Raw genomic sequence first — 15,556 nt, 5'->3', positions numbered from 1 at the left:
GTACGCCATGAGTGACATCCAACGGCTGGAGAAGAACCTGCTCGGTCACATGGGGAGGGCCATCGCGGACTATGGCCTCATCCAGGAGGGCGACCGCATCATGGTGGGGGTGTCGGGTGGCAAGGACTCCTACACCATGCTGTACCTGCTGCGGGAGCTGCAGCGGCGTGCCCCGGTGCGATTCGAGTTGCTGGCGGTGAACTTGGACCAGGGCCACCCCGGCTTCCCGGCGGACAAGCTGGAGGGCTACTTCCAGCAGGAGGGCTACCCCTATAAGCTGCTGAAGGAGGACACCTACAGCATCGTCCTCGAGAAGACGCCGCCCGGGAAGACGCAGTGCGCGGTCTGCTCGCGGATGCGCCGGGGCATCCTCTATACGGCGGCGGTGGAGCTGGGCTGCACCAAGATCGCCCTGGGGCACCACCGGGACGATCTCATCCACACGCTGCTGCTCAACCTCTTCTTCGCGGGCTCCATCAAGGCCATGCCCCCGCTGCTGAAGAGCGATGACGGGCGCAACACCGTCATCCGCCCGCTGTGCTACGCGCCGGAGAAGGAGATCGCCCGGTTCGCCGAGCTCAAGCAGTTCCCCATCATCCCCTGTGACTTGTGCGGCACGCAGGAGAACCTGCAGCGCAAGCGCATGCAGCGGCTGGTGGAGGAGCTGGGCAAGGAGATCCCCAACGTCCGCCAGAGCCTGCTGGCCGCCATGGGCAACGTGCGGCCCAGCCACCTGCTGGACCGAAATCTCTTCGATTTCCTGTCTCCTGATGCGAAAGAGGAGGCCTCTACCCCTCACACCTCTGAAGGGAGCGCCAGCGCATGGCTCGAGAGCAGGCCCTGAACGCGCGCAAGCAGCGCAACGCCGCACTGGTGGAGGCAATGCTCCTGGCCGCCATGGCCGACGGTGCCGTCTCCCAGCTCGAGATCCGCACGCTGCTACGGCGGGTCATCGAGCGCCCCGAGTTCGAGGGGACCCGGCCCGAGGAGCTCAACGCGCTGGTGGAGTCCTGCGCCCAGCGGCTGTCCCAGGCCAAGGATCTGCAGGAGATCCTCGCCTCGCTGCGCACGCGGCTGCCGGACCACAAGAACCGCATGCTGGCCTTTGGCCTGGCCGCGGCGGTGGCCCTGGCGGACCAGCGCGCCACGCGCCTGGAGCTGGGGCTGCTGAAGACGATCCAGGCCGCGCTCGGAATCTCCGAGGACGAGGTGGCGCAGATCATCGACATCATCGAGCAGGGGGGGAGCCTGTCCGAGGCGCTGGGTGAGCCGCTGGAGCGGCTGTACGCCGAGGTGATGGTGCTGGTGACCGCGGCGGACGGCCAGCTCAAGGAGGCCGAGGCGCGGGCGCTGGTGGAGAGCTTCGCGGCCGATCCGCTCTTCCAGAACGTGAGCCCCGAGCGGGCGCAGGGCTTCGTGAGCGAGGCGGTGTCCGCGCTCGCCACCGAGGGCCTGCCGCAGCGGCTCCACATCCTGGCCCACGGGCTCAACACGCACGCGCAGCGGCTGAAGGCGTACCGGCTGGCCACGAAGATCGCCCATGCCTCCGGGACGGCCAGCCCCGCCGAGCAGCGCATCCTGGAGCTGCTGCAGGCGACGTTCGGGCTGGCGGATGACGAGGTGTCCCGCCTCGATCGAGGAGCGGGGGCTTAGGCGGGCGTATGTCCGTGAACTCTCCCAGCTCCCGCACCGCGTTCCGCTTCGTGCTGCCGCCCTCGCTGGGCAGCGAGTACGCGCGGGACCGTGGGGACAAGCTCGTCTCCTTCCTCCAGGAGGCCCTGGGCAAGCCCGTGGAGGTGAGCGTGGCGGCCAACTACGAGGCGCTCGCCAAGGATCTGCTCTCCGGGCGTGCGGACGCGGCCTGGGCGCCGCCCTTCGTGTGTGCGCGCACCGAGGCCATGGGCATCCGAGTGTTGGTGCGCGGCGTGCGCCTGGGCATGTCCTCCTACCGGTCCGCGCTCGTGTGCCGGGCCGGCGCGCAGCTGTCGGTGGAGCGGCTGAAGGGCACCACCGCGGCGTGGGTGGATCGAGACGCCGTGGCGGGCTACCTGCTGCCGGTGGCGTACCTGAAGGCGCAGGGTGTGGAGCCAGTGCGCACCTTCACCGCGCAGCACTTCACGGGCTCCTATCGCGGGGCGCTGGAGGAGGTGCTGTCCGGGGCGGCGGACGTGGCGGGCGTCTTCTGTCCGCCGGCCTCTACGGGCCTCAGCTACACCGCGGGCGTGGAGAAGGTGCTGGGGGGGCGCACGGGAGAGAAGTTCGATCTCATCGCCTACACCGAGGAGGCGCCCAACGACGGCGTGCCGGTGGCGATGAACGTGCCGGCCCCACTGGTGAGCACGCTGGAGTCCACGCTGCTGGGGCTGGGAGACTCGCCCGAGGGCCAGGAGCTGCTGAAGAAGGTCTTCAGCGCCGATCGCTTCGAGCCTGCGCCGCGCATGGGCTACCGCGCCCTCTACCGAGTGGCCCTGGCCAGCCTCTGAGCGGCCCTACTTGTCGCCCTTGCCGTTCCGGGAGCTCTTCCGGGCCGCGGCCTCCTTCGCGGCGGCCTCCGAGGCGGCCTTCGGCGGTGGGGTGACCTTGGGGGCCTTCGGGATCGGGCTGGCCGCCGTGTGCTTGGAGGGAGCAGCGAGCACCTCGGGAGGGGGCGACTTGTGGACGGGCACCAGCGCCGTCGGCGCGGACTCGTCCACGATGGGCGCGGGGGGCTTGCGGCTCGGGAGCCGCGGATCGTAGGCGATGATCGTCGGCTCGCTGGAGAACTCCTCCTCCAGCTCCTCGGCGTAGATCTCCCGCATGAAGCCGGCCAGGTGCGCCGTGGTGCTGGGCTGCTGCTGCCTGAAGAGGAAGTCCTCGATGGCCAGCTGCATGTCTCCCGCGGTGGCGAACCGCTCGTCCCGGTTGCGCGCCAGCGCCTTGAGCACCACCGCGTCCAGCGCCTTGGGGATGCCCGGCACTACCTCCGAGGGAGGGGGAATCTTCGTGCCCACCACCGCCTTGAGGGTCGCCATCTCCGACTCACGCTTGAAGAGGCGCGTGTTGGTGAGCAGCTCGTAGAAGACCGTGCCCAGGCCGAACACGTCCGAGCGGTGGTCCAGCGGCTCGCCCTTGGCCTGCTCCGGGGACATGTAGGCGTGCTTGCCCTTGATCTGGCCCGCCGTCGTCTGGGAGAGCTTCCCGGCGGCCTTGGCCACGCCAAAGTCGATGATCTTCACGTTGCCGTTGAAGCCGACGAGCACGTTCTGCGGCGACACATCCCGGTGGATCAGGGCCAGCTTGCGCCCGGAGGGGCTGCGCGCATGGTGCGCAGCGTCAAGGCCGGCGGCGGCGTCCGAGATGACGCGGCACTTGAGCGCCACTGGCATGGCGCCCCGGCGCTGGATGGCGCGCTTGTTCACCTCGGCAATGGCCTCGCCATGCACGTACTCCATGGCGATGTAGTAGATGCCGTCCACCTCTCCCAGGTCATAGATCTGGGCGATGTTCGGGTGGTTGAGGAGCGCGGCGATGCGCGCCTCGTCCAGGAACATCTGGATGAACTCATCGTCCTCGGAGAGGTGGGGCAGCAGCCGCTTCACCACCAGCAGCTTCTGGAAGCCCACGGGCCCCTTCTGGCGGGCGAGGTAGACCTGCCCCATCCCGCCAGCAGCGAGCTTCTTCATGAGCTCATAGCGCCCGAAGGTCTCCACGTCTTCGGAACGATAGCCGCGCGAGGCCCGTGGGCGGAAGCCCGTCTCGCGGGATTTCCCGCCTTGGGAGCAGGCGGGGGGGCGGATTCCGGCCGGGATCCACGGTCCGTCCCTGGCCTGGAGGCCATTCTCCTGGGCACAGGGGGAGCGGAAGATTCGATGAATGATTTTCCCGGTCCCTGTCTCTTTGCAGTTGAGGGCCGGCGGTTCGGCCCATTCCTTCAACTTCAGTCGAGAGAACGCCATGACCTTGCTTGAGAAGTGCCTGCTTGCCGGACTGTGTCTTCAGCTCACTGCGGTGGCGCATGCCGCCCCGCCTCCGACCGCTCCCAAGGCCGAGCGTCCCAAAGTCGGGAGCGCGGCGGCCCCGGCATCCCAGGACGACCGCTACGCGCGGCGGTGCCAGTCCGAGGCGCCCCAGCGCTCCTTCAAGCCTCAGGGGACGATGCTGTGGGGCACCAAGCGGTCCTGGGACACCGAGAAAGTAGCCGAGCAGCGCAGCAGCGTGCTCATCTCGGCCGGCCTCGAGCCCAAGCGGCTGGCGGATGCCGAGGTGAAGACCCTGCGGCTCGCGGGCGGGCACCTCGAGGCCCCGGCTGCAGGCCAGAGCCTCGTCGGCACGGTGCTCCAGGGGACGGCAAGCGACGGCAAGCCCGTGGAGGTGGCCATCTGCGGCGCCGAGCCTTCTTCCGAGGATCCCGAGATGGTCTGGTACCGCATCGAGGCCTGGAACTCCGTGGCCCAGGAGTGGGAGAACCCGTGCGTGGCGGTGGACCGTGTGCCCGATCCTCGGGCGCTTGCGGTGGGCGGCGTCTGGGATGCGACTGGCGCACGCAAGGACGTCCCGGGCCGGTTCACCTTCGCCTGCGAGAATGGCGCCATCACCAAGTGCGCCCTCTGGGGCTACAAGCCCTGGGGGAGCCGCGGCGGGCAGTCGCTGACCGAGCTCCACCAGGCCTGCACCCGCATGGCGCGTGCGGACTACTGCGGCAACGGGAAGAGTCACACGTACCAGGACAACCCCATCGACATGTACGATCAGCTCGGCCTGCTCGCGCGGACCAAGGAGGTCTCGGCGGCGTGGGATCCCGCGAAGGCCTCGTTCGAGGCAGCGTGGGGACCGGATGGGGCCACCTGCCTGTCTCGCACCCGTGATGGCCGCGCGCTGGAGACGGTCCTCCAGGAGTGCCCCAACCGTTTCCGCAAGGGCGCGGTGGCCGAGCTGGGAGAGGGAGACCGGTGCGCGGTTCAGCAGGCGGGCGCGAGCCCCAAGGCGGCGCTGCTGAGGAATCACTCGTACGGCACCCGGCCGGCTGTCACCGCTCCAGCCCCTGGTAACTAGCACGGCGTGGGGGCAGGGCCGCGGCGGCTCGGGGCTGGCTACCGAGGCACCGGGCCCTCCTCTCCGAGGAGCTGGCTGATGCGCAGCTCGAACTGGCTGTCGAGCAGGTTGATGAAGCTCTGGAAGTCATTTTGGGAGAGGCCCAAGCGCTCCTGCAGCTTGCGCCGGGTCTCCTGGTAGACCAACTCTCGTGCATTCTTCAGCCGGCGGGAGATCGTCGGCTGACTGACGCCGAAGAGCGTGGCCAGCTCATACATCGAGAGCTGATCGACGAAATAGAGGCGGAGCAGGTGACGATCATCGGCCGACAGCGAGGAGAAGGCATCGCGCATGGCCTGGCGCAGGTCGGGGTGGTGGCGCTGCTTGATGATGTCCAGCTCCGGAGCGACCCCTGGCGGTGGCAGCGCCGAGTCGGCGACATCAAGATCTTCTTCGGAGGCGCTCTTGTCGGAGGCCTGCAGCTTGATGGCGATGCGCACGGCGGTGACGCGCACCCAGCCCAGCAGTGCGCCCTTGCCGGTGTACTCGGCGATCTTCGGGGGGCCCTCGGGCGTGGCGACCAGGATCTTCACGCGAGCCAGCTGGCAGATCTCGTCGAGGGTGGTAGGGGACTGGCGACGATGCCCCAGCAGCTTTCGCAGCTTCGTGAGGTAGTGCTCCTCGAAGAGCTTGATGGCGGGGGCAGCGCCTTGGAGACACGCACACGCGAGATAGAGCTCCGCCAGGGACAGCTGAGCAAGGAGCTGATCGATGGGGCTGTTGGGGCTCGCGGCGGGGAGCCGCTCGGCGAGGTGCTTGACGAAAGCTTCGGCAGGGACTGTCACGGTCGGCCACTGTGCGCGGGCGTCCTTCCACACACGGACGAGCAGCTCCTCGAGCGCGGAGGCATCCGCGGGTGGCACGAGGCGCACCCTCGCGTGTGCGAGAAATGTCGCGGCCAGACCGGGTATTCCTGTCATTGGTATTGCCTGTACCACGCCGTCCGCCGAGCCAGCAATGGAGCCATTGATGGGAGCCATTGATGGGCCCTCGGACTCTGGGTACCCTCGGTCCACCATTCCCACTCCTTCGCCGAGCTCCAGCGGTCATGATTCAGGCGCATCCGCTTGCCTGACGGACGACGTCCTGATGGCGCTGGGTGAAGGCCTGCTGGGGGCTGAGGAGCTGGCCAGCGCCCATCGTCACGCCGCCGGGTGCAATGAATGCAGGCGCCTGCTCGCCGAGATCGCGCTGGAGGGGCCTATGGAAGGGAAGGCCCCCCAGGAGCGCCCCGCTCCCCCTGACCTGTCCAGGGACAGGGCCAATGAGCCGTGGACGCCGCCTGATGTGTTCGACGAGTTCCGCCTGGAGCGACTGCTCGGCCGCGGCGGCATGGGCCTTGTCTACCTGGCGCATGACACCTCGCTGGACCGGCCCGTGGCGGTGAAGTTCATCGCGGACAGCAACCCCAAGCCCTGGGTCCGTTCATACTTCGAGGGCGAGGCCCGCATCATCTCTCGCCTGCAGCACCCCAACGTCGTCCGCGTGTTCCGCACCGGTCAGGCCGACGGGCATCCGTACATCGTCTCCGAGTACATCACCGGCCGCAGCCTCGCGCAGCTGCCCCTGCCAGTACCGTGGCGGCAGGCCCTCGGCCTGGGGCTCGGGCTGGCCCGGGGGCTCGCGGCGGCGCATCGCCAGGGAGTGCTCCACCGCGATCTCAAGCCTGCGAATGCCCTCGTCACCGACGCCGGAGAGGTGAAGCTGCTCGACTTCGGTCTGGCCAAGCGCATTGAGCAGGTGCCAGACGCGTCCTCGTCCGGCAAGGTTCTCCTGGCAGGCACGCTGCCCTACATGGCGCCAGAGCTCCGTGCGGGTGCTCCGGCGACCCCGCAGAGCGACATCTACGCGCTGGGGCTCGTCCTCCACGAGCTGAGCACTGGAGCGCTGCCACTGGCTGGCAAGCCCCCTCAGCGGATCGCTCCGCCGTCCGGCTCCACTCCGATCATCGATCCGGACTTCGCTGCCATCATCCAGCGGTGCCTCGCAGTCGAGCCGCGCGACCGCTTCGCGTCGGCCAACGCGCTCTGCGAAGCCCTCGAGCGCCTCGAGCGGGTCAGCTCGCCCACGCCGCTGGCCGCGAGCAACCCCTACCGTGGGCTGGCTCCCTTCGAGGCCGAGCACCGGGCGCTCTTCTTTGGGCGAGACGCCGACATCCGCGCCGTGCTCGAGCGCCTCCGTCACCAGCCTCTGGTCCTCGTCGCCGGCGACTCCGGAGCTGGCAAGTCCTCGCTGTGCCGTGCCGGGGTGCTGCCGCGGGTGGCCGCCGGTGCCCTGGATGAAGACCGAGAGATGTCCACGGTCACGCTCTGGCCCGGCCACCGCCCGCTCGAGGCCCTGGCCGCCGCGCTCGCGCCCTTTCTGGGCCGGACGGAGACGGAGCTCGTCACGACACTCTCGGACACGCCGGCCTGGCTCGGGCGGGCGCTGCGCGAGGCGCACCAGGTCGGGCGCGGCCTGCTCCTCTTCATCGATCAGCTCGAAGAGCTCATCACCATCTCTGAGCCAGCTCAGGCGGCTCACTTTGCCCGCATCCTCGGAGAGCTGGCCTTGCCGGCCGCGGGTGTGCGCGTGCTCCTGGCGGTGCGGGGCGATTTCCTGACGCGGGTGTGCGCGCTGCCTGGCCTGGGCGACGAGGCGGAGCGGGCGCTCTACATCCTCCGTCCCTTGTCCCCCGAAGGTGTGCGCGAGGCCACCGCGGGTCCCGCGCGCAGCCGCGGCGTGGTCTTCGAATCCGAGGAGCTTGTCCAGACGCTTGTGGCCTCCACGGCGCGAGGTGTGGGCAGCCTGCCCCTGCTCCAGTTCGCGCTCGCCGAGCTGTGGGAGCGGCGCGACGCGGCGCTGGGCTGCATTACCCAGGCGGCGCTCGACGAGATGGGAGGGGTGGCCGGTGCGCTGTCACGGCACGCCGATGGGGTGCTCGCGCGCCTGAATCCGGCCGGGCGCGAGTCGGCGCGGCGCCTCTTGCTGCGGCTCGTGACGGCCGAGGGCACACGCGTCGAGCGCAGTGAAGAGGAGCTCGTCGAGGGCTCGGAGGGGGCCGCCCGCGCTGCCCTGGATGCGCTCGTTGACGGCCGCCTCCTGCACACGCGCACCGTGGGGGGCCTGGCCCACTGGGAGATCGCTCACGACTCGCTGATCGAGAGCTGGGGCACCCTGCGCGACTGGCTCGACGACGACATCGGCCACCGGGTGGTGCGCAAGCGGGTCGAGGTGGCGAGCGCCGAGTGGGCGCGCTTGCTGCGAGCCCGGGAGGCGCTCTGGGGGCAGCGCCAGCTCAATGAGGCGAGCGCTCTGGCTCCTTCCACCCTGGGGCCCCGGGAGCGCGCGTTCCTGCTCGCCTCCCGTCGCGCGCTGGCACGCCAGCGGTGGCGCCGCTGGCTCGCCGCGCTGGCCGTGGCGCTGGCCATTGCCGCCTCCTATGGAGGACTCCGCCTGCAGACGTACCTCGAGGACTCGCGCTTCGTCACCGAGCAGCAGGGCCTCGCGCGGGATGACCTCGCCATGGGGCGCTCGCTCTCCCAACAGGCCGTCACGCGCCGCGAGGAAGCGCTCTCGCTGTTCGATGGCCGGGCCCCTTCGTCTGAGACCACCGAGACCGCGTCGGGCCCCCACAGCCTCCGGGATGCCGCCGAGCGGCGATGGGCCGAAGCGCTCGCTCTGCGAGAGCAGGCTGATGCGGCGTACGCCCGCGCCGGCCGGGTCCTCGAGAGAGCTCTCGATCGCAACCGCAGCTATGCGGGCACGCGCCAGCTCATCGCGGAGGTCTCCTACGAGCGCATCCTGCTGGCCGAGCACTTCCACCAGCGGCGCGAGCGGGAAGAGCGGATGCAGCGCCTGGAGCAGGTGACGGACGCGTCGAGCGAGGGCGTGAAGTGGCGGCAGCGGCTCCTGGCTCCGGCCGAGCTCGAGCTCGTGACCGAGCCCCCCGGCGCGAGCGTCACGATCGAGCGCTACACCGACCTCAAAGGAGTGCGGCGCAGGGTGCCCGTTCAGCAGGCCGGTGCCCGGAGCCCCACGCCTGGCTCCCTCGTCATGGAGCTCCCCGAGGGCTCCTACCACCTCCACCTCTCGCACCCGGACCGCGCGGCGGTGGACATCCCGCTGCTGCTCACTCACGGCGGCCGCGAGCAGATCCACGTCGTGCTCCCCACCGCGGTGCCAGTTGGCTATCGCTACATCCCTCCCGGCTGCTTCCTCCTGGGAAGTGACGAGCCCGAGGATGTACGGATCTACATGCTCACCTCGCCGCTGCACCGGTTTTGCCTCACCGAGGGCTACCTGATCGGGGAGACGGAGGTGACGTTCGGCGACTGGATGGCCTATCTGGACTCACTGCCGCCTGGAGCTCCCGCGAGACGCATCCTCGAGCAGCCGCGCTTTGGCGCCACGGGGAGGGCGGTGACACTGCGGCAGTCCTCCGAGGATGGCTGGACCTTCTCCCTCTACCAGTCGCGGGATGTTGTCTCCACGGCACGGGAGGGGGACCCCTTCCGCTACCCGTGGTGGACGCAGCGCAACGCCGCCGACTGGCGCCGGTTTCCCTTGTCAGGCGTCTCGGCCGAGGATCTGGCAGGCTACTTCTACTGGCTTGACCGCTCGGGGCGCCTGCCGGGAGCGCGCCTGTGCAGCCAGCATGAGTGGGAGTACGCCGCCCGCGGTGCGGATGGCCGGCGCTACCCTCATGGGGACCACCTGCTGCCCGCCGATGCCAACATCGACAGGACCTACGATCGGGAGCTCAATGTCTTCGGGCCGGACATGGTGGGCGACCACCCGGCCTCGGTGAGCCCATTCGGCCTGGTCGACATGTCAGGCAATGTCTACGAGCTCACGCGCTCGGTGACGCGGGATCTGGGGCGCATCGCCCTAAGAGGAGGGGCGTGGTACTACGACTCGTTCGCTGCGCACCTGGCGAACCTGTCCGCGGGCGATCCAACGCAACGCGACGCGGCAATCGGCGTGCGCGTCTGTGCCTCGTTCTCTCCCCGGTAAGGGCGACCCCCCCCACGAATTCTTTGCATCATTTTCAACCACACTGGCTCCTCCAGTTGCGGGCAAACAACCCGGAGCAGCTGAAGGGCTGGGGGGGAGCTGCGAGGGGCCCTAGGGCCGCCGACGCGTCGCCGACACACGGACGACACGTCGGCGGCTCCGGGGTTTCGTGAGCGGCGGCTGTCCCAGCCATGCGCGCCGATACCCTCGGGGCGGCACAGGGATTGCTCAGGCCCGCCGGAGAATGGAAATGCAGCAGGCGCGCGCGAAGATGAAGGGGGACAGTTCTCTCCGTTGGGCCAGAGCCCTGGTGAGGGAGGCGCAGCCAGCGGTGAGGCTGCAGGAGGCGCGGACCGCCTATGAAGAGGCCAGGCGGCTGCTCGAGGCAGGTCGGTACGCCGACGCCCTCCCCCTGAGCGAGCGTGCACTTGCGCTGCGAGAAGGGGTTCAGGGGGACTCACCTCCCAAGCTCGCAAGCTGTCTCAACCTGCTCGGGAATCTCCACCACCGTCAGGGTGACCATGCCCGGGCGGAGCCGCTGTTTCAGCGTGCGCTCGATCTTCGGGAAGCGGTCCTGGACAACAGCGGTCATGCCGACATTGCTGAGTCACTCCACACCCTGGCCAACCTCTACGCGGACCAGGGGCTGTACGATCGGGCCCGGCTCTTCTACCAGCGGGGGCTCGACATCCGGGAGACGGTCCTGGGCCCCGGCCATGCCGCCGTCGCCGAGTCGCTCAACGGCCTCGCCCGGCTCTCCGCGAGGCAGGGGATGTACGGGTGCGCAGAGCCCCACTACCAGCGCGCGCTCGCCCTTCGCGAGGCGGCCCTGGGCCCCCGCCATCCCGCTGTCGCTCAGACGCTCAACAACCTGGCCAACCTCTATCGGGAGCAGGGCGTGCCGTGCCGCGCCGGGCCGCTCTATGAGCGCGCTCTCGAGATCCGGGAAGAGGCGCTGGGTGAGAACCACCCGCTCGTCGCCACCTCGCTCAACAACCTCGCCACGCTCTTCCTCGAGCAGGCGAGGTACGACCGAGCCGAGCCCCTCTACCAGCGCGCGCTCGCCATCTACGAGGTCGCCCTTGGCCCAGGCCACCCCGATGTGGCCCGGACGCTCAACAACCTTGCAGAGCTCTATGCGGTTCAAGGGGTGTACGACCAGGTGGAAGCCCTCACCGAGCGTGCGCTCGCCATTCGAGAAGCGGCCTTGGGTCCCCACCATCCCGACGTGGCCTATTCGCTCACCAACCTCGCTTGCTTCCACCGGGCTCGGGGAGCGTACAGCCGCGCCGAGCCGCTCTACGAGCGCGCGTTGGCCATTCGAGAAGAGGCCCTGGGCGCCCATCACCCCCTGGTCGCGAAGGAGCTCTACAACCTCGCGGAGCTTCGGCTGGCCCAGGATCGTCTGGCCGACGCCTTATCCCTGTTCTGGCGCGCTTTCGTCATGTCCGAGCAGCGCCTGCGCCAGGAGGCGCTCGACTTCTCCAACTCCCGGCTGGCCAGCTTCCTCCAGTTCCTGCGGACCAGCGAGGAGCGTCTGTACACGCTGCTGCGGAAGCACCCAGGCGACGCCAGCGCGCAAAGGCTGGCGCTGACCGCTGTGCTGCTGCTCAAGGGCCGCTCCGTCGACGAGGCCGGCGACACTTCCCGGACGATCTACCAGAGCCTGAGCGCGCAGGATCGCAAGGCCTTCGAGAGGCTGCGGGAGCTGCGCACACAGCTCTCCGCGCTGGCGCTCCAGAGGCCAGGCTCGATGTCCTCCATGGACTACCAGCGGCGCATCAAGGAACTGGCCGACCAGGGCGATGCTCTCGAAGCCGATCTGGCCAAGCGCTCGGCTCCGCTGCGCGCGCTGGCCGCGCTGCCATCTCCCGATGACATCGTGGATGCGGTCGCCGCATCGCTCCCGCAGGATGGCGCCCTCATCGAGCTGATCGCCTACCAGGACCATCCGCTCTGGCCCCAGCCCGGAACCGTTGGGGTGCAGCGCGCCGCCCAGCTCCGCTACCTGGCGCTCGTGCTCTTCCCGAATACCTCCATCCGCGTCCTGGATCTGGGGTCGGCCGAGCCTATCGACCAGGCCGCCTCGCACCTGCGCAACGCTCTGGCCAACCGGGATGCTTCCTTCCAAGCCACCGCTGAGGCGCTCTACGAGCTTACCTTCAAGCCCCTGCGGCCACTGCTGGGCGAAGCGCGTCGCCTCTTCCTGTCGACGGATGGCCAGCTCTCCCTCGTGCCCTTCGCCGCCGTGCACGATGGCGACCAGTTCCTCGTCGACTCCTTCGACTTCATCTATCTCAACTCCGGCAAGGAGCTGCTGCCACGGACGGGGGACATGCCTCCTTCCCACTCGGTGGTTGTGCTGGCCGACCCGGACTTCGGAGCTTCGATGCCAGAGGTGGCCGAGCACTCCACGCTGCACGGGGATATGGCGGAGCGGCCGTGGGTGCCGCTGCCGGGGACACGCCAGGAGGCCGAGGCCATCCAGCGCCTGGTGCCGCAGGCTCAGCTCTTCCTGGGGGCGGAGGCCACCAAGGAGCGGCTGCTGAACCAGCCCACGCCCGGAGTGCTGCATCTGGCCACTCACGGCTTTTTCATGGAGGACGCCCCCATGCCTGCGCCCAGGGGCTCGCGCGCGGTGGGCCACTTCGGCGCGCTGGGTGCGGATACCTCCGCACCGCGCCCGTCCGATCCGCTGCTGCGCTCGGGACTGGTGCTGGCCAGTGCACGTGGCTCAGCGCCTGACGCCGCCGGTGTGCCCCCGCTTCGCTCAGACAGCGCGTTGGTGACGGCGCTGGAGCTGGCCGGACTGAATCTGTGGGGGACCCAGCTGGTGGTGCTCTCGGCGTGCGACACAGGGCGGGGTGAAGTGAAGCTGGGGCAGGGTGTGTACGGGCTGCGCCGGGCCCTCGTCGTGGCGGGAGCGGAGACAGTGGTGACGAGCCTGTGGAAGGTGAACGACGAGACGACCCGCGTGCTGATGGAGGAGTACTACCGCCACCTGCTGGAGGGACAGGGCCGCTGCAGCGCGCTGCACGAGGCGATGCGCTCGGTGCGCCAGAACCACCCTCACCCACACTACTGGGCACCCTTCATCGCGCTGGGCCAGGACGCGCCGCTGCGTGCGCTGGAGGTCGGTCCCCAGCTTGCTTGAAGCGGCCCTGCGGCATGACTGCTGCCGCAGGAGACTCCTGCTCAACCCCCGCTCTCGCGTCCATCACGGCCATCAGGTCCGGGGCGAACATGGGCTCGTCTGGGTAGTAGACGGGCAGCTCGCAAGCCCCACCTTACGCCTACCCTTCAAAAAGTGCCGAACACGTAATCCGCAGATTCTCTGAATGGCTCTCCGAGTCACCGGCTCTCCCAGATGCGGGCCCTTCGGCCAGCCCATTCCAGCAAGGGGATCCTCGTGCACTCAGCTCATTCGTCTGAATCCCCTAGAGTTCCTGTCGCTCGAGCCCCGGCACTGGAGGGCGACCTCGAGCAGGTCGCGGGCGGCCAGGAGCTGATCATCATCGCCATCCTGGTCTATTTCACGATGACGGTGATGATGAAGTCGATGGGCTCCGGCGCGGGACTCCTCGGCCTGGTCGCGCTCGTGCTCGGACTCTGCGGGGTCTCCCGTATGGCCAAGGGCATGGGGATGTCACCCACTCGGAAGATCCTGCTGGTCCTTCTCATGTTCGTTCCGCTCGTGAGCTTGATAGTCCTGCTCATTCTCAACTCACGTGCCTCCTCCGTGCTTCGTGCAGCCGGCTACCGCGCAGGGTTCTTCGGCGCATCCAAGTGACTCCCGAGCCACGCTCCTCCCGCAGGCCCTCACGGAGGGGGTGGAGGGGCCTGGCAGACGCTCCGGTAGCGGATCTGGATGTTCTCCCCCGTCCTGGGCACCGCCGCAGGCTCAACTGTGCAGCACCTGGAGCGCCGTCTGCCTGTTGGGTAGCCAGCGCAAGCCACCCGAGTTCCAGCGCCGGAGGTGGCACCAGGGAGAAACGTGCAAGGTAGGGTGGTAGCCTGAGGACCCATGAGGAGGGGTGCCGCCATGGGCCCGCTGCGGAGTCTATTGCCGGGAGGGGACCGTCCCACGGGGCCGATTCTTCCCGGTGCGCTGCCGGAAGGAATGAAGGTGGGGGCCTGGCGGGTGGTGCGCCAGCTGGGATCGGGGGGAAGTGGAGTGGTGTACCTGGTGAGGCGCTGGGGCCGGCTCCACGCGTTGAAGCTGGCGGTGCGCCCCGGGGACAAGCGCCTGGAGCGCGAGGGGCGGGTGCTGCGGCGGGTGAAGCACCCGGGAGTGGTGAAGCTGCGAGCCTGGGGGTGGTGGCTGGGGCGCAAGAAGGGCTTTCCCTATCTGGTGATGGAGTACGTGGAGGGGCTGCCGCTGTACGCCTGGGCGCGCAGCACCAACCCCACCCCGAGGCAGTTGGCCAGGCTATTGGCGCAAGCCGCCGAGGCGCTGGAGGCGCTGCACCGCGAGCGCTCGGTGCACCGGGACGTCAAGGGCGCCAATACCTTGGTGCGGCCGGGAGGAAGGGAACTGGTGCTGGTGGATCTGGGAGCGAGTGGCTACGAGGGGGCCACCCCGCTCACCAGCCACGTGCTGCCGCCGGTGACTGAGGTGTACCTGAGCCCGGAGGCCATGGCCTTCGCGCAAGCGCATGCCTCGGATGCTCAGGCCCGCTACCAGGCCCGGCCCACGGATGATCTCTACGCGCTCGGAGTCATGGCGCACCGGGTGCTGACGGACGAGTACCCGTTTCCGGTGCACCTGCCGCGAGATCTCTACTGGGTGGCGGTGCAGTCGGGGCCGGCGCCTGACGCGCGCGAGCGGAACCCGCGAGTCCCGGAGGCGCTCGCGGCCATCGTCCAGAGCCTGCTGGCCCGGCGGCCGGAGGACCGGTACGCCCGAGCACAGGAGGCGGCCGAGGTGCTGCTCCAGGCGGCGGGAGAGGGGGGCCGGAGTGGGACGAGCCGGCATTCGAGTGGTACACAGGGCCAGGGCCCGCCTCGCGGACCACGCAGGGCGTGAGGCCCTCCGGACCGGTGGCGCCAGGGCAGGAAGCGGCGCTGCGCCTGGCGCGCTCGGAGCATCGCGAGTGGCAGGAGTGGATGCGGCACCAGCGTCAGATGCGCCGTCGTCCGCCCGAGGAAATGGCAGGGAAGGAGCCTCGCCCGGAGCCACCTCCCTCCACTCCTCTGGCGCCCACGCGTTGGCCTGTAGCGGTGGGCGCTCTGACGCTGGGGCTCCTGCTGACCGGGGGGGTGGTGGCGCTTGCCTGGCGAGGTGACTCCAGCGAGCTTGCGCGCGCTGCGACGCTGGAGCCGACTCTGGACGGCTCTCAACAGCCTCCTACCCTGTGGGTAGGAACTCCCGGTCAGGAAGTAGCGCGAACCCTGGCGTCACCGGATGCTGGCCCCGGCGCGGCGCCCTTTGAGGCTGTCACCCCCGCGCTCTCCGCTCCAGCGGTGCAGCCCCAGGAAGACACGCGCGTGA

Annotated in this window: 10 protein-coding genes; 8 read left to right on the top strand and 2 right to left on the bottom strand. The window is 69.3% G+C overall.

Going from position 1 to position 15,556, the window contains the following annotated elements; genetic code table 11:
* The first annotated feature begins 7 nt into the window (after positions 1 to 7).
* From ttcA to VD972_RS30065, 3 genes are read left to right on the top strand one after another with little or no spacing between them, the layout of a single operon-like run.
* Positions 8 to 844 (top strand): tRNA 2-thiocytidine(32) synthetase TtcA, encoded by an 837-nt coding sequence (gene ttcA / locus VD972_RS30075; RefSeq protein WP_324992208.1) that lies wholly within the window; start codon positions 8 to 10, stop codon positions 842 to 844.
* A complete protein-coding gene (locus VD972_RS30070) occupies positions 823 to 1,653 on the top strand; it encodes a tellurite resistance TerB family protein (RefSeq protein WP_324992207.1) in 831 nt (276 codons plus the stop codon). The genes ttcA and VD972_RS30070 overlap by 22 nt, the downstream gene beginning before the upstream one ends.
* Positions 1,654 to 1,661: 8 nt before the next feature.
* Positions 1,662 to 2,483, top strand: a complete 822-nt coding sequence (locus VD972_RS30065; RefSeq protein WP_324992206.1) for a phosphate/phosphite/phosphonate ABC transporter substrate-binding protein — start codon at positions 1,662 to 1,664, stop codon at positions 2,481 to 2,483.
* Positions 2,484 to 2,489: 6 nt separating this feature from the next.
* On the opposite strand, the gene VD972_RS30060 is transcribed toward VD972_RS30065, so the two are convergent.
* Positions 2,490 to 3,662 carry a serine/threonine-protein kinase gene (locus VD972_RS30060; protein WP_324992205.1) on the bottom strand — a complete coding sequence of 391 codons (1,173 nt, stop codon included), beginning with the start codon at positions 3,660 to 3,662 and terminating at the stop codon, positions 2,490 to 2,492.
* 271 nt (positions 3,663 to 3,933) lie between these two features.
* On the opposite strand from VD972_RS30060, the gene VD972_RS30055 reads away from it, so the two are divergent.
* A complete protein-coding gene (locus tag VD972_RS30055) occupies positions 3,934 to 5,031 on the top strand; it encodes an ADYC domain-containing protein (RefSeq protein ID WP_324992204.1) in 1,098 nt (365 codons plus the stop codon).
* A 38-nt stretch (positions 5,032 to 5,069) separates the two neighbouring features.
* Here the strand turns inward: VD972_RS30055 and VD972_RS30050 are convergent, their stop codons facing one another.
* Positions 5,070 to 5,933 carry a sigma-70 family RNA polymerase sigma factor gene (locus tag VD972_RS30050; RefSeq protein WP_324992203.1) on the bottom strand — a complete coding sequence of 288 codons (864 nt, stop codon included), beginning with the start codon at positions 5,931 to 5,933 and terminating at the stop codon, positions 5,070 to 5,072.
* Positions 5,934 to 6,159: 226 nt separating this feature from the next.
* Here VD972_RS30050 and VD972_RS30045 point away from each other — a divergent pair, with 226 nt between their 5' ends.
* The 4 genes from VD972_RS30045 (at position 6,160) to VD972_RS30030 (ending at position 15,091) form a co-directional block, all read left to right on the top strand.
* Entirely contained in the window at positions 6,160 to 10,065 is a 3,906-nt protein-coding gene (locus tag VD972_RS30045; protein WP_324992202.1) for a protein kinase domain-containing protein, read from the top strand.
* 250 nt (positions 10,066 to 10,315) lie between these two features.
* A complete protein-coding gene (locus VD972_RS30040) occupies positions 10,316 to 13,219 on the top strand; it encodes a CHAT domain-containing tetratricopeptide repeat protein (RefSeq protein WP_324992201.1) in 2,904 nt (967 codons plus the stop codon).
* Positions 13,220 to 13,474: 255 nt separating this feature from the next.
* The gene (locus tag VD972_RS30035) at positions 13,475 to 13,855 is read left to right on the top strand and encodes a hypothetical protein (protein WP_324992200.1); all 381 of its coding nucleotides are present in this window, start codon (positions 13,475 to 13,477) and stop codon (positions 13,853 to 13,855) included.
* 252 nt (positions 13,856 to 14,107) lie between these two features.
* Complete coding sequence (locus VD972_RS30030) at positions 14,108 to 15,091, top strand: serine/threonine-protein kinase (protein WP_324992199.1); 984 nt, start codon at positions 14,108 to 14,110, stop codon at positions 15,089 to 15,091.
* The last annotated feature ends 465 nt before the right edge of the window (positions 15,092 to 15,556 follow it).

Source organism: Hyalangium sp., from assembly GCF_035629615.1.
Classification (GTDB): domain Bacteria; phylum Myxococcota; class Myxococcia; order Myxococcales; family Myxococcaceae; genus Hyalangium.
This window is presented reverse-complemented; position numbering and strand designations above follow the sequence as displayed.